Origin of the sequence: Shewanella sp. AS1 (genome assembly GCF_021412565.1) — a bacterium.
Taxonomy (GTDB): domain Bacteria; phylum Pseudomonadota; class Gammaproteobacteria; order Enterobacterales; family Shewanellaceae; genus Shewanella.
In genome coordinates, this window is sequence record NZ_JAKCLJ010000002.1 from 183,537 (window position 1) to 205,173 (window position 21,637).

Annotated in this window: 26 protein-coding genes; 14 read left to right on the forward strand and 12 right to left on the reverse strand. The window is 47.8% G+C overall.

Features of this window, described 5'->3' with window-relative positions; translation table 11 throughout:
- Positions 1–176: 176 nt before the first annotated feature.
- Together LZP69_RS05030 and bcp are read left to right on the forward strand one after the other, a co-directional pair.
- Entirely contained in the window at positions 177–743 is a 567-nt protein-coding gene (locus tag LZP69_RS05030) for a glycine cleavage system protein R (RefSeq protein WP_234199096.1), read from the forward strand.
- A 28-nt stretch (positions 744–771) separates the two neighbouring features.
- Positions 772–1,242: a thioredoxin-dependent thiol peroxidase gene (bcp, locus tag LZP69_RS05035; protein WP_234199097.1), complete on the forward strand. Its 471-nt coding sequence runs from the start codon at positions 772–774 to the stop codon at positions 1,240–1,242.
- A 93-nt stretch (positions 1,243–1,335) separates the two neighbouring features.
- Here the strand turns inward: bcp and LZP69_RS05040 are convergent, their stop codons facing one another.
- Positions 1,336–2,463 carry an AI-2E family transporter gene (locus LZP69_RS05040; protein ID WP_234199098.1) on the reverse strand — a complete coding sequence of 376 codons (1,128 nt, stop codon included), beginning with the start codon at positions 2,461–2,463 and terminating at the stop codon, positions 1,336–1,338.
- A gap of 31 nt (positions 2,464–2,494) precedes the next feature.
- Positions 2,495–2,722 carry a sulfurtransferase TusA family protein gene (locus LZP69_RS05045; RefSeq protein ID WP_234199099.1) on the reverse strand — a complete coding sequence of 76 codons (228 nt, stop codon included), beginning with the start codon at positions 2,720–2,722 and terminating at the stop codon, positions 2,495–2,497.
- A 178-nt stretch (positions 2,723–2,900) separates the two neighbouring features.
- On the opposite strand from LZP69_RS05045, the gene LZP69_RS05050 reads away from it, so the two are divergent.
- From LZP69_RS05050 to LZP69_RS05060, 3 genes are all read left to right on the forward strand, one after another.
- Positions 2,901–4,361 carry a M48 family metalloprotease gene (locus tag LZP69_RS05050; RefSeq protein WP_234199100.1) on the forward strand — a complete coding sequence of 487 codons (1,461 nt, stop codon included), beginning with the start codon at positions 2,901–2,903 and terminating at the stop codon, positions 4,359–4,361.
- A 74-nt stretch (positions 4,362–4,435) separates the two neighbouring features.
- The gene (arsC, locus tag LZP69_RS05055; protein WP_234199101.1) at positions 4,436–4,783 is read left to right on the forward strand and encodes an arsenate reductase (glutaredoxin); all 348 of its coding nucleotides are present in this window, start codon (positions 4,436–4,438) and stop codon (positions 4,781–4,783) included.
- A gap of 8 nt (positions 4,784–4,791) precedes the next feature.
- On the forward strand, positions 4,792–5,175 hold the full coding sequence (locus LZP69_RS05060; protein WP_234199102.1) for a DUF2069 domain-containing protein: 384 nt from the start codon (positions 4,792–4,794) through the stop codon (positions 5,173–5,175).
- Positions 5,176–5,200: 25 nt separating this feature from the next.
- On the opposite strand, the gene hda is transcribed toward LZP69_RS05060, so the two are convergent.
- Together hda and LZP69_RS05070 are read right to left on the reverse strand one after the other, a co-directional pair.
- Entirely contained in the window at positions 5,201–5,911 is a 711-nt protein-coding gene (hda, locus tag LZP69_RS05065) for a DnaA inactivator Hda (RefSeq protein WP_234199103.1), read from the reverse strand.
- 71 nt (positions 5,912–5,982) lie between these two features.
- On the reverse strand, positions 5,983–7,074 hold the full coding sequence (locus tag LZP69_RS05070; protein WP_234199104.1) for a DUF2066 domain-containing protein: 1,092 nt from the start codon (positions 7,072–7,074) through the stop codon (positions 5,983–5,985).
- Positions 7,075–7,287: 213 nt separating this feature from the next.
- Between LZP69_RS05070 and LZP69_RS05075 the strand changes: the two genes are divergently transcribed.
- Positions 7,288–8,520, forward strand: a complete 1,233-nt coding sequence (locus LZP69_RS05075; RefSeq protein ID WP_234199105.1) for a uracil-xanthine permease family protein — start codon at positions 7,288–7,290, stop codon at positions 8,518–8,520.
- A gap of 124 nt (positions 8,521–8,644) precedes the next feature.
- Here LZP69_RS05075 and LZP69_RS05080 read toward each other — a convergent pair whose 3' ends face one another.
- The 5 genes from LZP69_RS05080 to LZP69_RS05100 all read right to left on the reverse strand — a co-directional run bounded on the left by LZP69_RS05080 (position 8,645) and on the right by LZP69_RS05100 (position 12,470).
- A complete protein-coding gene (locus LZP69_RS05080) occupies positions 8,645–9,331 on the reverse strand; it encodes an alpha/beta hydrolase (protein ID WP_234199106.1) in 687 nt (228 codons plus the stop codon).
- A 115-nt stretch (positions 9,332–9,446) separates the two neighbouring features.
- Entirely contained in the window at positions 9,447–9,674 is a 228-nt protein-coding gene (locus LZP69_RS05085; RefSeq protein ID WP_234199107.1) for a DUF3389 family protein, read from the reverse strand.
- 81 nt (positions 9,675–9,755) lie between these two features.
- Positions 9,756–10,238, reverse strand: a complete 483-nt coding sequence (locus tag LZP69_RS05090) for an FKBP-type peptidyl-prolyl cis-trans isomerase (protein WP_234199108.1) — start codon at positions 10,236–10,238, stop codon at positions 9,756–9,758.
- Between the two features lie 76 nt (positions 10,239–10,314).
- Complete coding sequence (locus tag LZP69_RS05095; RefSeq protein ID WP_234199109.1) at positions 10,315–11,190, reverse strand: WYL domain-containing protein; 876 nt, start codon at positions 11,188–11,190, stop codon at positions 10,315–10,317.
- Between the two features lie 83 nt (positions 11,191–11,273).
- Positions 11,274–12,470, reverse strand: coding sequence for a lytic murein transglycosylase (locus tag LZP69_RS05100; RefSeq protein WP_234199110.1), 1,197 nt, complete (start codon positions 12,468–12,470; stop codon positions 11,274–11,276).
- A gap of 267 nt (positions 12,471–12,737) precedes the next feature.
- Here LZP69_RS05100 and LZP69_RS05105 point away from each other — a divergent pair, with 267 nt between their 5' ends.
- The 3 genes from LZP69_RS05105 to LZP69_RS05115 all read left to right on the forward strand — a co-directional run bounded on the left by LZP69_RS05105 (position 12,738) and on the right by LZP69_RS05115 (position 14,331).
- Positions 12,738–13,097: a DUF2750 domain-containing protein gene (locus tag LZP69_RS05105; protein WP_234199111.1), complete on the forward strand. Its 360-nt coding sequence runs from the start codon at positions 12,738–12,740 to the stop codon at positions 13,095–13,097.
- Positions 13,098–13,139: 42 nt separating this feature from the next.
- Positions 13,140–13,793, forward strand: a complete 654-nt coding sequence (locus LZP69_RS05110; protein ID WP_234199112.1) for a hypothetical protein — start codon at positions 13,140–13,142, stop codon at positions 13,791–13,793.
- Between the two features lie 364 nt (positions 13,794–14,157).
- Positions 14,158–14,331, forward strand: a complete 174-nt coding sequence (locus tag LZP69_RS05115) for a hypothetical protein (RefSeq protein WP_234199113.1) — start codon at positions 14,158–14,160, stop codon at positions 14,329–14,331.
- A gap of 216 nt (positions 14,332–14,547) precedes the next feature.
- On the opposite strand, the gene LZP69_RS05120 is transcribed toward LZP69_RS05115, so the two are convergent.
- Positions 14,548–15,462: a 1-aminocyclopropane-1-carboxylate deaminase/D-cysteine desulfhydrase gene (locus LZP69_RS05120; RefSeq protein WP_234199114.1), complete on the reverse strand. Its 915-nt coding sequence runs from the start codon at positions 15,460–15,462 to the stop codon at positions 14,548–14,550.
- Between the two features lie 291 nt (positions 15,463–15,753).
- Here LZP69_RS05120 and LZP69_RS05125 point away from each other — a divergent pair, with 291 nt between their 5' ends.
- Positions 15,754–16,161, forward strand: coding sequence for a YccF domain-containing protein (locus LZP69_RS05125; protein WP_234199115.1), 408 nt, complete (start codon positions 15,754–15,756; stop codon positions 16,159–16,161).
- Between the two features lie 74 nt (positions 16,162–16,235).
- Here LZP69_RS05125 and LZP69_RS05130 read toward each other — a convergent pair whose 3' ends face one another.
- Positions 16,236–17,057 (reverse strand): substrate-binding periplasmic protein, encoded by an 822-nt coding sequence (locus LZP69_RS05130; protein ID WP_326490248.1) that lies wholly within the window; start codon positions 17,055–17,057, stop codon positions 16,236–16,238.
- A 134-nt stretch (positions 17,058–17,191) separates the two neighbouring features.
- Between LZP69_RS05130 and LZP69_RS05135 the strand changes: the two genes are divergently transcribed.
- Positions 17,192–17,467 carry a PGPGW domain-containing protein gene (locus LZP69_RS05135; protein ID WP_234199116.1) on the forward strand — a complete coding sequence of 92 codons (276 nt, stop codon included), beginning with the start codon at positions 17,192–17,194 and terminating at the stop codon, positions 17,465–17,467.
- 68 nt (positions 17,468–17,535) lie between these two features.
- Here the strand turns inward: LZP69_RS05135 and LZP69_RS05140 are convergent, their stop codons facing one another.
- A complete protein-coding gene (locus LZP69_RS05140) occupies positions 17,536–18,438 on the reverse strand; it encodes a LysR family transcriptional regulator (protein WP_234199117.1) in 903 nt (300 codons plus the stop codon).
- Between the two features lie 149 nt (positions 18,439–18,587).
- On the opposite strand from LZP69_RS05140, the gene LZP69_RS05145 reads away from it, so the two are divergent.
- From LZP69_RS05145 to LZP69_RS05155, 3 genes are all read left to right on the forward strand, one after another.
- Positions 18,588–19,748 carry a homogentisate 1,2-dioxygenase gene (locus LZP69_RS05145; protein WP_234199118.1) on the forward strand — a complete coding sequence of 387 codons (1,161 nt, stop codon included), beginning with the start codon at positions 18,588–18,590 and terminating at the stop codon, positions 19,746–19,748.
- Between the two features lie 105 nt (positions 19,749–19,853).
- Positions 19,854–20,894, forward strand: coding sequence for a 4-hydroxyphenylpyruvate dioxygenase (gene hppD / locus LZP69_RS05150; protein WP_234199119.1), 1,041 nt, complete (start codon positions 19,854–19,856; stop codon positions 20,892–20,894).
- A gap of 120 nt (positions 20,895–21,014) precedes the next feature.
- Entirely contained in the window at positions 21,015–21,632 is a 618-nt protein-coding gene (locus LZP69_RS05155; protein ID WP_234199120.1) for a LysE family translocator, read from the forward strand.
- Positions 21,633–21,637: the final 5 nt, after the last annotated feature.

Here is a 21,637-nt window from a genome sequence, read left to right on the forward strand (position 1 = left end):
AACGACATAGAGAGATGAATAAAGCCATATCCTTAAATGCTACCTATTTATGCCTCAGTTTATCAAGACGGGGATCGCAAAATGACTCACATGTGTTAGCATAACGTTCTTCAAAAACATCTGTTTGTCTTGATGTTTATTTACAGCGATACAAACGCAACATTCAGGGGAATTTCATGTCCAATCATCTTGTCGTCACGGCTCTGGGTACAGATCGTCCAGGTATCGTGAGTCAGTTTGCAAAACTTGCCAACGACTGCGACTGCGACATAGTCGACAGCAAAATGGCAATTTACGGCAATGAATTTACCTTAATCATGATGCTCTCAGGCGCCTGGGCATCCATTACAAAAATAGAAACCCTTTTGCCCCCTTTAAGTGTGGAGCTGGGTCTACTAACGGTAATGAAGCGCACCTCAAAGCATACTCCACCCAATTTTGTATCTAGATTATTGCTTAACCTGAACGGTAAAGATCAGCGCGGAACCATGGGGCGCCTGACGAAATTTTTGGCCGACCGTTCACTGGATCTGGGCGCCGTGCGCTCCCATGCAGAGGAGAGCGTCGATGGCCAGCCCATGCAAAATGTCTCGCTGACCATCAATGTGCCAGAAAAAGTCGATATCACTAAACTGGAGCTCTCCCTTAAAGAACTTGCCCAGGAGATGGAGCTCAGCTGTACTATCGAGAGAATGCAAGGCACCAATCTGCTAACCTCAGACGCAGCCAAACTCGAACCCTAAAGATAAACAGGAAAACAAAGGAATTAGGATGAAAACCTTAACTACAGGTGATCAGGCACCGCTCTTTACACTACAGAATCAAGACGGCGCGTCTACCTCGTTAAAAGAGGCGCTACAAAAGGGCCCGGTGTTAGTCTATTTCTACCCCAAAGCCCTAACACCTGGATGCACAGTGCAGGCCTGCGGACTGCGTGACAGCCAAAATGCACTCAATGAGCTTAATGTTACTGTCTTTGGGATCAGCCCAGATCCTGTGGCAAAACTGAACCGATTTACCGATAAACATCAGCTCAATTTCTCATTGCTCAGCGATGAAGACCATAGTGTTGCCGATGCCTTTGGTGTGTGGGGCGAGAAGAAGTTCATGGGCAAGATCTACGATGGTATCCATCGCCTCAGCTTTCTCGTAGGTCAGGATGGCAAAGTTGCCCACGTGTTTGATAAGTTTAAGACCAAAGATCATCACCAAGTCGTATTAGATTACCTTGAATCAAATTGATCTAAAATCCAGGTAATAAGCAACAGATAACAAAAAGCCAGCATAGCTGGCTTTTTGTTATCAATAAATTTGACTCAATCGACTACGAGATAATTAAGAGGCCGCTCGCTCACCATTCTCCTGCGTCTGTGGCGTATCGCTCATAGATTCGGATTCGGATTCAGACTTGGCCTTAGACTGAGGCCAGGCATTGATCACCGCCTTCACCAATGAGGCTAAGGGGATTGCAAAAAATACCCCCCACACGCCCCATAGCCCACCAAACACCAATACTGCGGCGATAATGAACACAGGGTGCAGATCCACCGCATCTGAGAATAAAATAGGCACCAGCACATTACCGTCGAGCGCCTGAATAATACCGTAACCTAACATCAGATAACCAAATTCAGGACTCATGCCCCACTGGAAAAAAGCCACCAAAGCAATAGGCAGAGTGACTAAGGTCGCCCCCACATAGGGGATCAACACAGAAAAACCGGTCAACACCCCGAGCAACATGGCATAACGCAGATCCATTACGGCGAAGAAGATATAACTGACCACGCCGATTATCACTATCTCGATCACTTTGCCGCGAATATAGTTGAAGATCTGCTGATTCATCTCCAGCCAGACTTTACGGGCCAGTTCACGGTTAGCTGGAATAAAACGCTTGCTACCGCTGATCAGCTCCTCTTTATCTTTTAAGAAAAAGAACACCAACAAAGGCACTAAAATGGCGTAAACCATAAGCACAAGCAATGACGCTGAATAGCCAAGCAGCTGTTTACCAAAATCGATAATGTGCTGGGTATCGAGAAGTTTCTTTAGCTCCCCGACACTGGCATCAATCTGCTCGACACTGAAAAACTGCGGATATTGCTCGATATAGCCAGTGATTGTCATCAAGCCTTTGTCCAGCATATTAGGCAGATCGGTTGCCAGAGCAACACCCTGACGCCAAATACTAGGCACCAGGCCAAAGGTTAATAGCACCATCAGGCCGATAAAGAGTACCAGCACTAAAGATGCGCCCGTGGTGCGATTGATCCCTATCTTAACCATCTGCGCCACTGGCCATTCCAGCAAGAAAGCCAACACCAAGGCCACCAGTAAAGGGGCCAATAAACCACCGGCAAAGTAGATCGCCAGCGCTATGGCCACCAGGATAAACACTAATGTTACCGCCTGGGGATCGCTAAACCTTTCTTTATACCAGTCAGTCAATATGGAAAACATTTACACTTCCTATTTCGGATACGCACTCTAATTAAGACAGGTTTGATTTCATTACAGATAATATTAGCATCTGCTCATCGTTTCTCAGCTCGCTAAAAGTCGGATTCACCTTAGCCAAAAAACGACAGACATCGCGCCTGGTTCCACTGTCCTTCAATGCTACCTGTAACTCTTCACCATTTTCTGTCTGTTTCAGTGCTAACTTAAACTTAACTAAGGCCAACGGGCAACGATAAGCGGTCAAATCAATAAAAGTCATAATGAACTTGCTAAAGATAAACTGCAGCTATTATCCTAAGTCTCTAACTAAACCACAAGTTATCAATTACACATCATCCAGTTCGAGATGAGCTGTATGTTAGTTTATGTAAATTAATGAACTAATAGTGATTTCGTCGCTCAAATAACACAGCCAGCACAGACCCCTGAGGAAAGATTTGAGAACACTACCAACTGCAAAATCCCTTATCGCCGGGGCGCTATCCTTTGCCCTTTTCTCCATCGCACCTCAGGGTTTTGCAAATAATGATTTACCCGACCTTGGCACCGCAGCGGTTAATACCTTCAGCCTGGAAAAAGAAAATGTCTACGGTGATGCTTATATGCGGGTGATCCGCGCATCGGCGCCAGTGCTTAACGATCCCGTGTTGAATCAATACACAACCGAGCTGGGTAATCGCTTAGTAGCCCATGCAACTGGGGTCAAAACCCCCTTCTATTTCTTCCTGTTACGTAACGACGAGATCAATGCCTTTGCTTTTTTCGGTGGTCATGTCGCCGTGCATACCGGGTTATTTCTTAACGCCGACAACGAGAGTCAAATCGCCTCAGTGCTTGCACACGAAATCACCCACGTCACCCAAAGGCACCTGGCTCGTAGCCTCGAAGCCCAGCAAAAAAGCTCCACGGCCACAATGGCGGGGATGCTAGGCTCGATTTTACTGGCGATCGCTGTACCTCAGGTGGGGATAGCCGCCTTAATGACCACCCAGGCACTGACGACCCAGTCCCAGATCAACTACACCCGATTGCACGAGAAAGAAGCCGACAGGATAGGCATGCAGATCTTAGCCGAATCAGGGTTTGATCCAGAAGGCGCGGCCGATTTCTTCGCGAAATTGGCCTCCCGTTATCGCTTTACCTCCAAGCCACCACAGATGCTACTGACTCACCCACTGCCAGAGTCACGTATCACAGAGGCAAGAAACAGAGCGGCACAATATCCCCACAGATACGTGGCCGATAACCTCGACTTTCAGCTGGCCAAGGCCCGTATTCAGGTACGATTTTCCAGTTACAGCCCTCAAGCCGCCCTGTCGCTGTTTGAAGAGCAGCTGAAAAAGAACAATTATAACTTTAAACAGGCGGCACAATATGGTCTGGCATTGGCCCTGATGCGTTCAAAACGGGCAAAAGAAGCAGAAGTGATTATCGATGAGCTGCTGCAATCTGGGCCCAATAATCTCTTCTACATAGATACTAAGACAGATCTGCTGCTCGAGCGCCAGCAATTCGAGCAAGCCATTAATTTATTGGAGAGAGAGAAGCGCCTTAAACCCACCTCGCAGGTGATCAATATCAACCTAGCCAATGCCTATATCGAAAGCGATCAGCCCAAGAAGGCAATCCCTATCCTGGAGGAGGTGATTTTCCTCGACAAACAGAGCCAGCTGCCACTGCAACTTTTGAGTGCTGCCTACCGCAAAGAGGGAAATCAGGCGATGGAGCATTATGTGAAAGCCGAGTCGCTAGCTTTAGCAGCAAACTATGCCGGCGCAATCGATCAGCTCAATTTCGCTTATCGTTTATCTGAGAGCGAACCGCTACAACTTGCCCGCATCGAGGCGCGTATTCGTCAGTTTAAACAAGCGAAACAAGCCATGGATGAACTGAAATAGCGATCAGCAAGATTTTGTGACTCAACTCACCTTTTACAGTAGAATGAGCCCAGATCTGTTAACCGGAGAACCTGATGACCCAAGTCACCATAATTCACAATCCTCGTTGTTCAAAAAGCCGTCAAACTCTGGCGTTACTGGAAGAGCAAGGCTGCAATATCACAGTGGTTGAATACCTGAAGCAACCCCTTTCTAACCTTGAAATCAGTGACATTCTTAAAAAGTTAGCCATCAGCCCTCGTGAGCTAATGCGCACCAAAGAAGATGAGTATAAACAGCTTGGCCTAGCGGCCGTTGAGGATGACTCTCTGTTGATCCAGGCTATGGTCGATACCCCTAAATTATTAGAACGCCCTATCGTCTTAGCTAACGATAAAGCCGCAATCGGACGCCCACCAGAAAACGTACTTAGCATACTATAAGGCCTGCAATGAAGAGCAATACCCTATTTAAGCTTGGCCGCACCGCTTATGTTGCGCTGCTTTTGTTGATGGCTGGCTGGTTTACCCTGCAGGGCGTTAACGGTCAATATTCGCTTCTGTTCAGCCTGTTATGGATCTTACCCCTGTTAGCCCCACTCAAAGGGATCTTAACCGGCAATCCTTACACCTATGCTTGGGCAAGTTTTATAATCTGCTTGTATCTGCTACATGGTTTAACCTTGCTGTACGTGACAGAAACCGCCCTGCTTTTTGCCATAGTCGAAGTGGTTCTGCTCTGTACCTTATTGGTCGTTTTCCCCTTCTACGCGCGCTTAAGAGGACGAGAGCTGGGCCTAGGTCTAAAAAAACAGGCAAACAAAAAAGCGCCCTAGGCGCTTTTTTTAACTTTAGAACAGACTAGAGCCTCAGCATCTCTTTAATAAAAGGGATGGTCAGCTTGCGTTGGTGAACCAGAGAGGCCTTATCCAGCCTGTCGAGCACATCAAATAAGGTGCGCAGATCTCTGGCCAAACGATTTAGCAGGAAACGACCCACATCTTCAGGTAACTGCAATCCGCGCATCGCAGCACGGCGTTGCAATGCGGCAAGTTTTTCCTCATCGGCCATGGGCTGCAACTGATAAGTCACTCCCCACTGCATACGCGAAACAAGATCCGGCAAGCCAAAACCACTCTCGGTTGCTGAGGCGCTCGCACTCACCACAAGGGCACAGTCGGTCTGTTCAGCAATACGGTTATAAAGATCAAATAGCGCCTCTTCCCATAGCGGATGGCCAGCAATGGCATCGATATCATCGATACAGACTAAGTTGACCCGCTCCAGCCCCTCTAACAACTCGGTAGAGATACTGGCATGAATGGCTAAAGGCAGATAAAAACTGCTGCGGTTAAGCTCATTCGCCCTGGCACAGGTTGCGTGCATCAGATGTGTTCGGCCCGATTTTTGAGGCCCAAACAGATAGACAGATTTGTCCCTCTGCCCGGCCGCACACCCTTGCAGGGTTTGAATAAGCTCATCATTACCCGAAGCCGGGTAATAACTTTGAAATGTCTCATCATCGGGCAGATAAACGGGTAAAGACAATTGTAACGGTGAATGAGATGCCACTAAATTCAATCTCGATTTTACGTATTGATAAACAGATTAAGGGAGTGCTTAATTGAAACGCTCACCCTACATCACTGTCCCAGCCAAATGTAGTTAGCCACATCATTCTGTGAGCTTGTTAACGGATCTTGATCGACTGAACGCGAATTTGATTGCCGTTTGACCTTAGATTCCAGGTTCAGCAATCGGGACAGATCCGCTTCTGTCCCAAAAAGCTGCAGTGAAAATATCGCAGAATCCCCTTGCAGGCGAGTCAGGGTCACACGCTTTACCGCAGTTAACTGACCCAAATAATGTTCAATATCCACCAGTTGCTTACGCTCAGTGATTTGAACAAAATTCAGCTGAGTCATCAAAGACTCGCCCGTATCGGCAACGGCATAACGCCCCGCGTAGTACTCACTGATGGCACTATAGATCTGCTCAAGGGCACTGTCTGTATCTGCAGCTGCGCCCGATGCTTGGGTAAGTGGGGTAAACAAGGCGTTGTCACCCCGTACAGGATAGAGCGCCATGGTATAACTTCTACGCTCGCCATTATCACTGGGCTCGATGCTTGCCATCACAAAATAATCTGTGCCATAGCGCGCAGAGGCGTTGACGACATGGTCGACAAACATACCACGCACGTCATTGGCGGTTATCTTCATCCTGTCATCAAGGTCCATAATTGGTAGTAGCGTAGGAACACCACGTTCACCTGCCAGTTCACGGATAAAAGCGCGGGTTTCTGTGGTCGACTCATCATTGAGTATGGTGCGCTCATCCTCATCCTGTACTAACCAGAACAGGGTTAAGGGACGCTGTGTTCCCCACACAGGTAACTGTGCATCGCGCAGCAATCTGACGACTTTTTGTAGATCGAATGAAACATGCAGATATAACTGCCCTTCATTCTCCTGATAACCGAACTGGCGAATAAAGTTCGTTGGGCTTTTAATGGCTGAGGCTATAGTCGGGTTGGATAACACACTCTGACTGCCAGCATTTTTCAATACGACATTACGCAAGGCCTGTTGCAGCGCATTTTGTTGGGTTTGGCTAGTGCGATCTTCAACCTTAACGTTACTCTCATCGAGTTGAAGGCGCTCTTGAGCCTGTACACTCACGCTCAAAAGCAGCAATGCTGCGCTAAAAATAGCGAATATATGATTCTTAAACATCCGTATCCGATTCTTTAACCAAAAAAAACGTTAACCAAATTAGAGTGGCGGCAGTGTAACACACCTGGTAAATCCATGCCTGTCACATTGATCATTTCAGTTTAACTATTTTATTCCCATTCGACGAGTTTTGCAGAATGTGATCTTTTCGAATGTAAAAAAAGGAGCATCAAGTTAAACTTTTTCGGTTTACCTACAAAATAGAGAATAAGAATGAATCGTTTAATGCTCCCCTTACAAGGCGCACAGATGTTGTTTGTCGCCTTTGGCGCATTAGTGTTGATGCCGTTATTAACTGGCTTAGACACCAATGTTGCCCTATTTACCGCAGGCGTTGGCACCTTACTGTTCCAACTCATCACCAAGCGCCAAGTGCCAGTGTTTCTTGCCTCCTCCTTTGCTTTTATCGCTCCTATCCTGTACGGCGTGCAAACCTGGGGCATTCCAGCCACTATGGGTGGATTAATGGCCGCTGGCTGTGTCTATCTGATATTAGCCAGCCTAGTGAAACTGCGTGGTGATGGCTTTATCAAACGTCTGCTCCCGCCTGTGGTCGTGGGCCCAGTAATTATTGTGATAGGTCTAGGTCTCGCCCCAGTCGCTGTGAATATGGCATTAGGTAAAAGTGGTGATGGCAGTTTAGTCCTGGTCGATGCTGATCATGCGTTGATCCTGTCTTTGGCCTCACTGCTTGCCACTATCGGTGTCGCCATTTTTGCCAAAGGGATAGCTAAACTTATGCCCATTCTGGCAGGCATTATAGTGGGATACACTTTAGGTTTGGCCTTTGGCATTATCGACTTTACCCCAGTGCAGCAGGCTAAATGGCTGGCATTACCCAACTTCGTAGCGCCAGAATTTCATTGGCATGCCATCGCCTTTATGATCCCAGTCGCCATCGCCCCTGCGGTGGAGCATATCGGCGATATTTTGGCCATTTCCAATGTCACAGGTAAAGACTATATGAAAAAGCCTGGCCTGCACCGCACCCTGTCAGGAGATGGCGTAGCGACCATAGCCGCCTCAGCCTTTGGTGGACCACCAAATACAACTTACTCCGAAGTCACAGGTGCGGTCACCCTGACAAAAAGTTTCGATCCCCGCATCATGACCTGGACTGCAATAACCGCCATTGCTCTGGCATTCGTAGGTAAATTAGGCGCCTTAATGCAAACCATCCCTGTCCCTGTGATGGGTGGGATCATGTGTCTGCTGTTTGGTTCAATCGCCGCCGTGGGTCTGAACTCTTTAATCAAAAACCATGTTGATCTCAGCGAGCCAAGAAACCTGTGTATCGTTGGGGTAACTCTGGTATTCGGCATAGGTGGAATGGCGTTTGGCATAGGCTCCTTCAGCCTGACCGGGATCAGTCTGTGTGGCATAGTGGCCATCACAATGAACCTCATCCTGCCTCAGACCAAAGCACAAGCTGCGCCTTTGAAATAACCCAGAGACTTGAGCTGTAGCCAAAACTGGCAAGCCCAATAAAAAATCCACCGCAAAGGTGGATTTTTTATTGGCTATTTGTGCGTTACGCTCAAAAGGCTTAGCCACTTAATCTATTCAATCCTCAGCTTAACCGCTCAATCAGCCAGCAGCTGATATCCTGTAGCTGCTCAGGTAACACGCTGTGCCCCATAGGATAGCTTTGCCATTGAACCGGATAACCCGCCGCCTTCACTAATTCGTGAGCAGCAAGCCCAGCACCAAATGGCACCACTTCATCTTTCTCGCCATGTTGTTGCAAGATAGGTGTATGACGATTCGCCTCACTGAGGTTATCGGGCAGCTGCTCGCCACTAGCAAGATAACAGGAGAGCGCCATGATCCCCGCCAGCGGTTTATCATACCTGAGCGCAGTAAACAGGCTCATCACGCCTCCCTGACTAAAGCCAGCCAACACTATCTTATCGGCAGGAATGCCCGCTGCGATCTGCTCGTCAATTAGATTCGCAATCGCTTTTTCAGAGACTAATACCCCGGCTATATCAGCGCGGTTTTTCATATCCAGTCCCCGTATATCATACCAGGCTGGCATCACGAACCCTTGGTTCAGTGTCACTGGAATACTCGGTGAGTGTGGAAAGATAAATCGCACAGCCAAAGAATCAGGTATCGCCAGCAGAGGCACTATGGGCGCAAAACCGGCTCCAGAATCTCCCAATCCATGTAACCAGATAACGCAGGCCTTAGCGGGTAGTGTGGGTTCTACGGCGATCCTCTCTAAAAGGGCACACTCTATCGGAACAGAGCTCATCAATATTTCCTTATCTCAACCCAAAAAATTCGCGACATAATAGCAGGAAGCCGGACCAGACCCAACTCGATAAAATGGATACTGAATTCAAAGTATAAGATAAATAGCGATTCATTTACTGCGTCGCTAACCCCAGTTGATTGATAACCTGCTCTAACTGCTGTGAGTCATCGAGTTTGATACTCCAGCACACTGCCCCCGCATCGGCCACTAACATCAGGGCATCTTGAAATACCTTAAGATCCTCGGCCATGGCGTAGAGAGAGACTGTACTCTGGTTCAACTTAACGTGAATGTCGTTTACGGAGAGGATCAGTTTTCCCGTTGAGAAATCGATAACCATAAAATCCCTATATCGCGCCAAAAGAATAAAACCCAAAATAAATCTGGGTTTTATCTATAGACGTCTGTTTAGAATCACAAATTAGTGATGATGACCACCGACGCCATGGGCATGACCATGAGCTATCTCTTCCTGAGTGGCATCGCGGGCGCCGACCACCTCGAGTTCGAAGGTCAGCTCGCGTCCCGCAAGAGGATGGTTAATGTCTACTGTGGCCATAAACTTACCCACTTTCAATACGGTCACCTGACGCTGGCCCTGTTCTGTATGAATGATCGCGCGCATCCCTGGCTTCCAGACTTTCGCGCCCTGCAGATGCTTAACCGACACGCGCTGCTCGGCGTCTGGGTTACGGATCCCGTAAGTTTCCTCTGGAGGCAGAGTCACACTGAAACTGTCGCCAATCGCCCGCCCTGTTAACGCCTTTTCTACACCCGGCATCATATTGTGATGGCCATGCAGATAGGCGATAGGATCGAGCCCCTTGTTTGTCTCCAGCTCTTCACCTTTCTCATCGCGCAGGGTGTAATTAAACTGCACCACCATATCGTTTTTAATGCTCATTGAGTGTCCTTCTTCTATACACACTGAAAATTAGGGTCGAGCTTAGCAAAACTCCTTCGATAGCTCTAGCCTGGACTTACCTTGATTTTGCACCCGGCACTATTGTCAGATGCTCAATCTCATCAAGTACTGACAGATTCTCCAATGCCAGCTGACACACCCCTTTCGCTATCTGATGTTTTACCGAGCAATCGACACTCCATTGGCGCAGCAGATAACCGGCTAGCGCCGCACGGCTGTGCTGAATAAGCTTGCCATCCACCATTTTATAATCCAACTCAATCGCCTCGGGATGAGTAAGGCTGGGATGGGGAATAAGCACCAGCTCTACCCATTTCTGCCAGCCCAGATCTTGACTCGGCAACTCATGATCGAAAGGCTCACTGCTGCTCAGCCTGACCGAGGTAATGCGTGTCACCACAAAGTCGGTAAACACCTGATGTTTTCTATCGAAGCAACGCACATGCCAACGCTGGCCATTGTTAACTAAGGTATGGGGAACCAGCTCCCTTGTGGTCAAGCCTGAAGAGACAGACACATAAGTCACTTCAATCGCCTGTTGCTGCTGAATGGCGCGCATGATCCCGGCAATGATATTGGGATCGGGATGAATTAGCTGCACCGCATCGATACACACATCGCTGGGCTGCACAGGATGGGATAAACCATCACCAAAACCATTGGCCAAACCGTGGAGGATCACTTCAGGATCATGGTCAAACAGAGGCGCAAACTTATCACACCTGTGGTAGCGTTTGGTTTGATGAATTAACTGCATATTCTTGGGAGCCAGCTCGCGGTAGCAGGCCAGATCCCGGGTGGATGCCGCTAGACCCGTGGCAAATTTGGCGATGAGATCCTGGCGAGAGATCTGCCCAAAATATTGCAGACTAAAATCGATAAAGGCCAGACGCTGCCGCTGTGCATGGGTTAAATCGGCAAGAAGATCCATGGTGACACCTTAAAATTATCCATTAGTTTCAGAGAGGTTAACTTGAAACTAATGGATTACCTTTCAAGATGCAATCAAAATGATTAGAGCTGTAGGCCGATACGCTTTAAGGTCTTTTCATCGGGAAAGCCATCGGCAATTAAACCAACACTGCGCTGATAATCCTGTAAGCCCGCACGGGAACGGGTTCCCAGCACGCCATCGGCCTCGCCGACATCAAACCCTTTTTCATTGAGCTTATTCTGCAGTTGCTTAAGTTTCTCACGACTGAAGTTGGCCTGCTCTGGCGGCGCGATATGCAGCGGCGCGGCGCCATTGATACGGTCGGCCAGGTGTCCTACCGCAATGGCATAATATTCAGAGCGGTTCCAGCGCATGATCACCTTAAAATTGTCATACCCCAGGAAGGCAGGCCCGGTATGACCCGCAGGCAGATAGAGCGCCGCCTGCATCTGAGGTGTTGCCAGTGGCTGTCCGTTGGCCTTTTTTACCCCAAGTTCTGCCCAGGTGATTAACGGCTGCGGATCATCAGTACCTAAATATTTGTAGTCATAGCTTGCTGGTAACTGTACTTCACGCCCCCAGCGCTCGTTACGCACCCAACCAAGTTGATGCAGAAAGTTGGCCGCCGAGCTTAGGGCATCTTCTGTGCTGTGCCAGAGATCGGCTTTACCATCGCCGTCAGCATCGACTGCGTATCTGGCATAGGCCGATGGCATAAATTGGGTGTGCCCCATGGCACCTGCCCAGGAACCGATCATCTCCTCACGGCTAAATTGATAGGTTTGCTTCAGTTTAAGCGCCTGAATTAGCTCACTGGTAAAAAAGCTGCTGCGGCGGGGATCACAGGCCAAAGTGACCAGACTATCGATCACTGGCATCTTACCTTTATAAGCGCCGAAATTAGTCTCAAGCCCCCAGAATGCCATCAGGTATTGTGGTGGAACACCATAGGTTTTCTGTAATTTAAGCAGCAGAGGCTTGTGTTCTTTGAGTAAACGTCGCCCCTCTTTTACCCGCCAATCTGTCACCCGCTTAGTGAAATAGTTATCGAAGGTTTGGCTGAATTCTGGCTGTTTGTTATCCAGCTCGATCACCCTTTGTACATAATTGACCTGATCTAAACTCTCGCTGATGGTTTTTGCCGAGATGCCCGCATCGGCAGCTTTCTGTTTCAGGCTGCTGACACAGGTATCGAAGCCTTGATCGGCATGGGCTAAACTCGAGGCGAGAAAAAGGGATGTGAGGGTGAGGATTTTTTTCACAATAAGGCACTCCATAAATGTGGCTGCGCTAAATTCATTAGCCAAATGCGGCAACCAGAAAAGATACGGTCATCATAACTATGATTAGCCACATGATAACGAGATACTTGAGTTATTCTAAGTAAATTATCATTAATATTACCCCGCAGCAGTACTTGCCCTGATAAACCACTGGATTAGCAGATTTTTATAAATAATGCATTTTTAACCAACTAGTCCTTGGAGCCCACCTCCATTAGCGTATAATGACGCTGTTTTTAACTGATATCGAAGAGACTTACCATGACAGACAGCAATCCATCTCTGGCAGGCTTTATTGAAAATGTGACCGAACATCAGGCCGTATGGGGGCTACAGGACGAAACTGGCGAAGGCTGGGTCGTATGTGACTCTTCAGAATTTGAAAATACCGATGTAATGCCCTTATGGTCTAGTGCCGAGCTGGCAAAATTCCACTGCACAGATGACTGGCAGAATTATCAACCCGCCAAAATCCCTTTAGAGGAGTTGCTCGAATACTGGATCCAGGATCTGCACGATGATGGCGTGTTGGTCGGTATCGATTGGGATGCTGAGCAGGATTGTATTGAGCTAGACCCTATCGTTCTGGCGAAAAAACTGGTCGACATCGAGCAGCAATAAACTTGCGAGAATTCTCTGTAACAATGGACACAGGAAGTCACTGTGTCCCTTGATTATCCCCTAGTCGATATCCCTTTCGATAAGCGACACACCTGCTGGTTTTGCGCCGAGCCCTGCGATCGGGTGTTTCATTATCAGGCCCAAACCTACACGCCCCATCCGTCACTGGCCGTGCCCAGTTGCCGCGAATGCCTCTCTCTGGCAAAACGATTTCCGCTAACCTCGATTTGGGATTGCCATCAGGCGGTTAAAGATGAGCTAATGCGCCTGCATAAGAAACACCTGGCGATTGGCGAGAACTGGACCGAACAGGAGCTGGCCGAATCTGAGTTCTCCTGCAAAATCCTCGAAGGCTTCAAGAAGAGTGGCTGGTTTATGTACCAGGTCGCTAAAGGCCGTGCCACAGCCAAGCCCTGGCCGCTGAGTATCGACGGCATAATGCTGGATGAACAGGCTTATCAGCTTAATTTTCAGTTCGATGGACTCTGCTTTAGCTCCATCGCTAAGGCGATTGAACATTACAGCCAGATGCTCGGGCTAGATAAACACTTTCTGCAGCAGCTAACGGCCATTGTCGGACGGGCACGTTTCGGCTACGCCATCAGGCTCAGTCGCCTCAATATTGCCGCCAGCCCTAAAGTGAAACAACAGATCCTACTCGACCTGCAAAATGAACAATTAAGTGAAGCGCGATAATCAAGCTATTGACTTTTATTTAAACAGATTTATAATCGCCAGCCTTGAAATACCCTGTCTTATTTTTGTTTCCCAAGACCCGCTCGCTTAGATCAAACAAGTCAGATCACCTTCAATCAACATGGTTGCTATGCCATCTGTTTTGGTCATCATACTGTCATCAAGAGATGCTCTACTGTGAACATTGAACGGCTTAACATAGTTGAGGTGCATGGTTGAGGTGCATGGTTGAGATGCCAGACTTGACGCAACAAAATAAAATGGATAGTTTCAAACAGCTAAAATTCATCTTTCGCTATTGCTAAGGATTTTTATTATTCAAATTTCAACTGCGAACAGCAGTCAATATAAAGGAGTATGATGTATGTCGTACAAAGTAAATGGTCATGAGATCACAGTAAATTTTCCCGTGGACTCAATCTCTGTTAACAAAACCTCTATCGCATTTACCGATAGCCTAGGTAAAAACAAGCAAACCTTCTCTAAGCGCACCGAAGCCTTGCAGTTTATGAAGTGGTTGCTTTCAAGCAATAAATAATCCTCTGCTATTCGATACACACTTCCTCTCACCCGTATCGAAGGTTGCTAAAGCAACAAGTAGGATTGACCCCAAAGGTCAACGACTGAGCAAATTTCATTTGGCAAGCCAGTATCCCTAAATATTCACTAGAGATGCAGCTCGCCAAATGAGACAAATCTTCCCCAATTAGCCCGCTTCTGAGTAAACCCGTTTCTTCGTTAGCCCGCTTCCCCGTTAGCCATATTTTCGCAGATATCTTGGCAGCATAGATTCATTGCCAAGCAAACCACCCTGATGAACATAGAGCACAGCCTCTTCACTCACCTTAGGTAACTGCTTTGCCAATACCAGCCAGCCTAAAGGATCGTACAGCAGCTCAAATTCAATTCCGCTACAGCTGAGTTTACGCCAGATCTGATAAAACTCAGGATAGAGCTTACCAAAGTGATAAGGCTTCGCCTTAGGGAGGATCACTGGATGCGAGGCACTGTCGTTTTCCAGCTGACTAAATTGCAATCTCAGGTAATGCTCGCTACCGACAACGGCGCAGGTATACACCTGAATGCTGGGATCTAACTGGCAAAAGGCCTTATTTAAAAATAGCGCCGTGGTGCCTGTCCCTGACGGCAGAAACACCATCAAAGATTTCAGTGCTTGTTGCTGTTTCCAGGCGATGATCTCGCGGGCCAACTGAGTAACACCGACTTCGGCATACTGACAGCGCCCCCCTTCCGGCACAAAAAGCATGTCCTCGCGCCCCGGTAATACCTGCTCTTGTATATAAGTTAAGGTGTCTCGGCCCTGGCGATCTTCAGCTTGAGACAAGTCGATGATCTCCGCTCCATTCTCCAGTGCGGCACGATAATTACCTATCGGGTTATCGCGTAGATGAGAAGCGATATGATCGACATAAAAACACAGTTGCCAGCCCTTTAATTTGGCCAGCGCCGACATGGAATAAAGCGAGTTTGCCTGGGGCGAACCATAACCCACTAAGTGAGTGATACCGGGAAAAGTCTGATCAAGAAAGTAGGCAAACTTACGCGCCTTATTGCCGGAAAATTCGGGATGGAGCAGATCGTCTCGTTTAACAAATACGCCGTATTGGTCAAACCCTATCTGATCGACTGGAGTATGGGATAGCTTCATAGTTGAGACTCTGGTGAACGAGCTGCCATTTTACATCTTAACTGCGACACAAAAAGCTTACGCAACATAAAAATCACGCTAAATAAAACTTGCGCTACATGAGCCGCTGACTGAACTCGCTAATATAACTGGTTAATTTAACCAACTATTAAGCTAAACCTCTAACCAGCCCGAGCAGAATCATTGTAATAACCAATAAAAACAATAGATTAGAAATATGGCATGATAATCGCTATATCCGGCTATTATCAAAAATTAAGTTTATCTGATACGCATTCAATAGGGGGCCAAATGGCTGTACTGCGTTTAATTTTCAATATTGCTTGGTTTATTTTAGGTGGCTTTGTCATGGGATTGGCCTGGTGGTTAGCTGGCCTGCTCTGCTTTATCAGCATCATAGGTATCCCCTTTGGCCGTGCCTGTTTTGTCATTGGTGAGATGACCTTCTGGCCCTTTGGTCAGGAGAGTCGCAACCGTAAATCACTCACTGGCCTTGAAGATTTAGGCACGGGCCCCTTGGGGTTGGTTGGCAACATCATCTGGTTCCTGCTGTTTGGGATCTGGCTCGCCATTGGTCATATCGGCCACGCACTGGCCTGCTTTGTCACCATAATCGGGATCCCCTTTGGTATTCAGCACCTTAAATTAGCACTGCTGAGTTTAACCCCCATAGGGCAGACAATCACCTCTAAGGCGTAATGATTAAGATAGAGATTGGGCGAGATTAAGTGATCGATTTAACTAAATTGTTTAGCTAAATGGTTTAAAGCAGATTAATCATCCAGTGCCAATGCAGTCCAATAGGCCTGGATGATCTTATCTTGATCTATCTGTTTAAGCCCCCGATTGAGCGTGTCACGCCACTTAATCCCTTCGGGATTATTTTTAAAGGCAATATGCAAGCTTCTTAGTTCGAGTAACTGCTTATTAAACTGCAGCTTGTTTTTGAGGGGTTTAAGGTGGGTTTGATCCACCAAATAATTAAATACGTGGCGGTCAATCACAGCGCCCTGCACCCGGCCCGTGGCGACTTTTTGGATGTTATGTTCATCGGAATTGGCAAGTTCCACTTTCTGGCTGCCATTTGCGATCATGCCGTCGAGCTCATAGGTGTTGACATAATCCTGTACCACACCGAGTTGATAACGGTTGAGATCCCTAACTTGCTGCCACTTTAGGGGAAAATCGGCCTGCTCTATTAGCCCCAGAGGGCTGTGACCGACGGGATCGGAAAACACATAATCTTCAGTGGGGTAAAGGTATTCAGGAAAATAGCCGCGGTAGATACTGTCATCACGCTTAACCAGACGAAGCACCCGGCTCCAGGGGTAATAATCGACTTTAACCTGATGGCCCACTGCATTCATGGCGGCCGTAATGATCACCACAGTGACGCCCCCCTGTTGCAGTTTCTCTCCAGTATAGGGTGGCCAGTTAAGTGAGGTGAGATGCAGGGTTTCGGCTTTAGCAAGACTAGGGATAGCAAAAGGAATGACACAAAAGAGAGAACAGATTAGTTGGCCGAACATGCCCTGCAGCATCGCCATGACACCCGGCTTTGGTTTTACGACATCCTGCTTGGCAAAAGACCACATACTAAGGTTCCATATAAGACCACTGACGACCCACTTCTGACGTGGTGAGGCTAGCGGTGGAGAGATAAATCCAGCATCAAAATTGCGAATGCTACTAAGTGCTAAGTATAGTTACTGTGAGGAAATAGGAAATCATGCACAATTACAAACAATTAAAAAGCGATAACCGCCTTAAAGTATTAAGAAAATGCCTGATCACCATCATAGGAGGCAGTTTGTGTCTCTTGGGGCTAGCGCTGCTCATTCTGCCGGGGCCAGCCTGGCTGTTGCTACCTATCGGCTTAGCCATACTGAGTCTGGAGCACCTCTGGGCTAGAAAATGGTTGAAGCGCAGCCAGCGCTATCTGACCCAATCGGCCGCTTATATGGATAATAAAGTCGCCCAATTTAAGGCATGGCGCTCAAGGTGAAGCGCTTAAGCCGAATTGCTTTTAGCAAAAATCCGAGAGACAAGAAAAATTATGCGAGGCGTAAAACATTAACTTCGCGCCAGTTTAAACTGCTCAAATTGCGCTTGGATCAACTGAGTAAAGAGTTGCCCTGCCCGCCCCAGCGGTCTGTCTAAGGTCGATACCAGTTGCGGCGTGAAACTGTAACGACTGCCACCCACAAAATCGACTTCGACCAGCTCACCGCTAGCCAATTCAGACTGGATCAGGAAATCTGGCATCCAGCCAAAGCCTAACTCCATCAACAAGGCGTTTCTCTTCATGATAAACCCAGAGAGATAAAACACCTTATCGCCGCCAAACTGTAGTTCGTCCCTGTGTTGTTTGCCCGGAGTGGAATCTTCTATGGTGAGCTCGACATACTGCTGTAGATCAAACAAGCTGAGGTTTTTCACCTTAGCCAGCGGATGCGACTTAGCGACAGTAAGAATACTCTCAATGTCAGGCAGTGGCTGATGACGATAATGAGGACCGCTGCGAAAATCTTTTACCAGCATCACATCGGCGTTATCCCGCTCGAATCTGGCCTGAACCCCGCCAAGAAATTCCACATTGAGCTGAATTTTAGTAGGAATTTGATGTTCAGAGAGCTGCTTTAACGCCGCCATGATAGGCTCCATAGGTAAGGCGCCATCCACCACCAGCTCAAGTTTGGGCTCCCATCCCTCACTGAAACGGCTGGCGAGATGTTCGATATTACCTAGGTATTGCAGCAGTTTTGTGCCTTCGGCCAGGATCACTTGCCCTTCTGGGGTTAATTCTGCGCGGTATTGATCCCGACAAAATAGCTTTACACCCAGATGCTGCTCCAGTTTCTTCACCTGATAGCTCACGGCCGACTGCGCCTTGTGTAAACGCTCTGCAGCCTTGGAAAAGCTGCCCTCTTCCACCAGCACGGCTAAGACACGAAAGGTCTCAATGTCGATTTTCATCCCTGCTCCAACTGTAAAACAATCAATACCATCTAAAAATTAGATTATCTCTAAGCATTTATTATTCTTTTTTTTGGTGGTTGCCGCAACTAAATTGATAACTAGGTCACAAAAATTATTGTGCAAGAACAACCAAGGAATTACGCACCATGCCATTTTATGTAACACAGGGTCAGATCCCCCCAAAGCGCCATACCGCGTTTAAGAAAGAGAATGGCGAACTCTACCGTGAGGAACTGTTTTCAACCCACGGTTTTTCCAATATCTATTCCAATAAGTATCACCACAACATGCCAACTAAGGCTTTGTCTGTTGAGAATTATGAATTAAGCCATGGTGCAACCTGGCAAGACAGCCTGATCCAAAACTATAAACTGGATGCTAAACAGGCCGATCGTCAGGGCAACTTCTTTTCTGGTCGTAATAAGATCTTCTTTAACCAAGATGTCGCCATCTACAGTGCCAAGGTGACTGAAGATACTCAGGCGTTTTACCGTAACGCCTATGCCGATGAGGTGATCTTTGTCCATGAAGGACAAGGCATGCTCTACAGCGAATATGGCGCCCTCAAGGTATCTAGGTGGGATTACTTAGTTATCCCAAGAGGCACCACCTATCAGCTGAAATTTGATGATTTTAGTCTGGTGCGCCTGTTAGTGATTGAGTCCAGCTCTATGGTTGAGATCCCAAAACATTTTCGCAATCAGTATGGCCAGTTGACCGAATCGGCGCCTTATTGCGAGCGGGATATACAGACCCCCAAGCTACAACCAGCCATAGTCGAGAAAGGTTCATTCCCTCTAGTCTCTAAATTTGGTGACAAATACCAGCAGACAAATCTGCAGTGGCATCCATTCGATCTCGCCGGTTGGGATGGCTATGTGTATCCCTGGAGCTTCAATATTCAGGATTACGCGCCTAAGGTGGGCAAGATCCATCTGCCGCCGTCGGATCATATCGTCTTTAGCGCCCATAACTTCGTGATCTGCAATTTCGTGCCCCGTCCGTATGATTTTCACCCAGATGCGATCCCGGCGCCTTACTATCACAACAATATCGACAGTGATGAGGTGCTCTATTACGTCGATGGCGACTTTATGAGCCGCACAGGCATAGAAGCAGGCTACATGACACTGCATCAAAAAGGGGTGCCTCATGGGCCGCAGCCGGGGCGTACTGAGGCCTCTATCGGCAAAACCGACACCTATGAATACGCGGTAATGATAGATACTTTCGCACCGCTGCAACTAACAGAACATGTACAGGCCTGTATGAGCCCTGATTACAACCGCTCTTGGCTGGAAGACTAGCATTTTAGCAAAAGCATTTAAGGTCAAACGTTAGCAGTCAGGACAGAACACTCAGACCCGAGAGCATTGCAACTTGGGTCACCCAATTTGAAAAAGGAAAAGCAAATGGCAAGCGAGCAAAATCCACTCGGATTACTGGGGATTGAATTTACCGAATTTTGTACCCCAGACATCGACTTTATGCATAAGGTCTTTATCGACTTTGGTTTCTCTAAACTGAAGAAACATAAGCAAAAGTCAATTTTTTACTACAAGCAGAACCAGATCAATTTCCTGCTGAACACAGAAAAGCAGGGCTTCTCATCTGAGTTTGCCAAAAAACATGGTCCGGCGATCAGCTCTATGGGCTGGCGCGTTGAGGATGCCCAGTTTGCTTTTAACGGCGCCGTCGAGCGTGGTGCTAAGCCTGCCGGTGATGAGGTTAAAGATCTGCCCTATCCAGCCATTTATGGCATTGGCGACAGCCTGATCTACTTTATCGATACCTTCGGTGATGATAACAACATCTACAACGCTGACTTTGCCGATCTCGATGAGCCTGTCTTCACCCAAGAGAAAGGCTTCATGGAAGTCGATCACCTGACCAACAATGTCTACAAAGGCACTATGGAGCAATGGTCAAACTTCTATAAAGATGTGTTCGGATTCACCGAAGTACGTTACTTCGACATCAAAGGCTCACAAACCGCCCTGATCTCCTACGCACTGCGCTCTCCCGATGGCAGTTTCTGCATCCCGATCAACGAAGGGAAAGGCGACGACAGAAACCAAATTGATGAGTACCTGCAAGAATACAACGGCCCGGGCGTACAGCACCTGGCGTTCCGTAGCCGCGATATAGTGGCATCACTGGATGCAATGGAAGGCAGTTCAATCCAGACCTTGGATATTATCCCTGAATACTACGACACCATCTTCGATAAACTACCACAGGTGACCGAAGACAGAGAGAAGATTAAACATCACCAGATCTTGGTCGATGGCGACGAAGATGGCTACCTATTGCAGATCTTCACCAAAAATCTGTTTGGCCCCATCTTCATCGAGATCATTCAGCGTAAGAACAACTTAGGCTTCGGCGAAGGTAACTTTAAGGCCCTGTTTGAATCTATCGAGCGGGATCAGGTACGCCGCGGCGTTCTGTAAGCTCTGCCCTTTCGAGAAAAAAACCAGCTGCGGCTGGTTTTTTATTGCCAAGCCATTAGAAATCACTACACTAGCAAGCTTATTTATTCTTCTAATTCAGGCTCAGTTGTCGTTAGCCCTATGTCAGAACATATTCTTATCGCTGTATTTTTGCCGACTTTTTTCTTTGTCTCCATCACACCAGGCATGTGCATGACACTGGCGATGACCCTAGGCATGAGCATAGGGGTAAGACGCACCCTGTGGATGATGATAGGTGAGCTTGTTGGTGTGGCCTTAGTGGCCGTTGCCGCCGTCATGGGCGTTGCCAGCATGATGCTCAATTACCCGCACATTTTTGAGGTCCTAAAATGGGTCGGCGGCGCGTATCTGGGTTACATAGGCATTCAGATGTGGCGCGCCAAAGGCAAGATGGCAACTTTGGATAATACCGCCAGTGGCGTCAGCAATCGCGCCTTGATGACCCAAGGGTTTGTCACCGCCATCGCCAACCCTAAAGGTTGGGCCTTTATGATCTCCCTGCTGCCCCCCTTTATCAATGTCGACAACCCTATCGCGCCTCAGCTGCTTATTCTGCTGTCGATTATCATGTGCACCGAGTTTGTCAGCATGATGGCCTACGCCAGTGGCGGCAAATCCTTAAAGCTCTTCCTAGGCCGTGGCGATAACATCAAATGGCTTAACCGCATTGCCGGTAGCCTGATGATAGGCGTGGGCTTCTGGCTGGCGCTTGGCTAAGCTCT

Bases quoted from the DNA above. Each gene is read 5' to 3' on its own strand.
- LZP69_RS05085 (WP_234199107.1), bottom strand. From the start codon at position 9,674: ATGGTTATCGATTTCTCAACGGGAAAACTGATCCTCTCCGTAAACGAC.
- LZP69_RS05095 (WP_234199109.1), bottom strand. From the start codon at position 11,190: ATGGATCTTCTTGCCGATTTAACCCATGCACAGCGGCAGCGTCTGGCC.
- LZP69_RS05090 (WP_234199108.1), bottom strand. From the start codon at position 10,238: ATGAGCATTAAAAACGATATGGTGGTGCAGTTTAATTACACCCTGCGC.
- LZP69_RS05040 (WP_234199098.1), bottom strand. From the start codon at position 2,463: ATGTTTTCCATATTGACTGACTGGTATAAAGAAAGGTTTAGCGATCCC.
- bcp (WP_234199097.1), top strand. From the start codon at position 772: ATGAAAACCTTAACTACAGGTGATCAGGCACCGCTCTTTACACTACAG.
- LZP69_RS05115 (WP_234199113.1), top strand. From the start codon at position 14,158: ATGTCGTACAAAGTAAATGGTCATGAGATCACAGTAAATTTTCCCGTG.
- LZP69_RS05145 (WP_234199118.1), top strand. From the start codon at position 18,588: ATGCCATTTTATGTAACACAGGGTCAGATCCCCCCAAAGCGCCATACC.
- LZP69_RS05030 (WP_234199096.1), top strand. From the start codon at position 177: ATGTCCAATCATCTTGTCGTCACGGCTCTGGGTACAGATCGTCCAGGT.
- arsC (WP_234199101.1), top strand. From the start codon at position 4,436: ATGACCCAAGTCACCATAATTCACAATCCTCGTTGTTCAAAAAGCCGT.
- LZP69_RS05135 (WP_234199116.1), top strand. From the start codon at position 17,192: ATGCACAATTACAAACAATTAAAAAGCGATAACCGCCTTAAAGTATTA.
- LZP69_RS05060 (WP_234199102.1), top strand. From the start codon at position 4,792: ATGAAGAGCAATACCCTATTTAAGCTTGGCCGCACCGCTTATGTTGCG.
- LZP69_RS05080 (WP_234199106.1), bottom strand. From the start codon at position 9,331: ATGAGCTCTGTTCCGATAGAGTGTGCCCTTTTAGAGAGGATCGCCGTA.
- LZP69_RS05120 (WP_234199114.1), bottom strand. From the start codon at position 15,462: ATGAAGCTATCCCATACTCCAGTCGATCAGATAGGGTTTGACCAATAC.
- LZP69_RS05045 (WP_234199099.1), bottom strand. From the start codon at position 2,722: ATGACTTTTATTGATTTGACCGCTTATCGTTGCCCGTTGGCCTTAGTT.
- LZP69_RS05070 (WP_234199104.1), bottom strand. From the start codon at position 7,074: ATGTTTAAGAATCATATATTCGCTATTTTTAGCGCAGCATTGCTGCTT.
- hppD (WP_234199119.1), top strand. From the start codon at position 19,854: ATGGCAAGCGAGCAAAATCCACTCGGATTACTGGGGATTGAATTTACC.
- LZP69_RS05105 (WP_234199111.1), top strand. From the start codon at position 12,738: ATGACAGACAGCAATCCATCTCTGGCAGGCTTTATTGAAAATGTGACC.
- LZP69_RS05100 (WP_234199110.1), bottom strand. From the start codon at position 12,470: ATGGAGTGCCTTATTGTGAAAAAAATCCTCACCCTCACATCCCTTTTT.
- LZP69_RS05140 (WP_234199117.1), bottom strand. From the start codon at position 18,438: ATGAAAATCGACATTGAGACCTTTCGTGTCTTAGCCGTGCTGGTGGAA.
- LZP69_RS05075 (WP_234199105.1), top strand. From the start codon at position 7,288: ATGAATCGTTTAATGCTCCCCTTACAAGGCGCACAGATGTTGTTTGTC.
- LZP69_RS05125 (WP_234199115.1), top strand. From the start codon at position 15,754: ATGGCTGTACTGCGTTTAATTTTCAATATTGCTTGGTTTATTTTAGGT.
- LZP69_RS05130 (WP_326490248.1), bottom strand. From the start codon at position 17,057: ATGTGGTCTTTTGCCAAGCAGGATGTCGTAAAACCAAAGCCGGGTGTC.
- LZP69_RS05155 (WP_234199120.1), top strand. From the start codon at position 21,015: ATGTCAGAACATATTCTTATCGCTGTATTTTTGCCGACTTTTTTCTTT.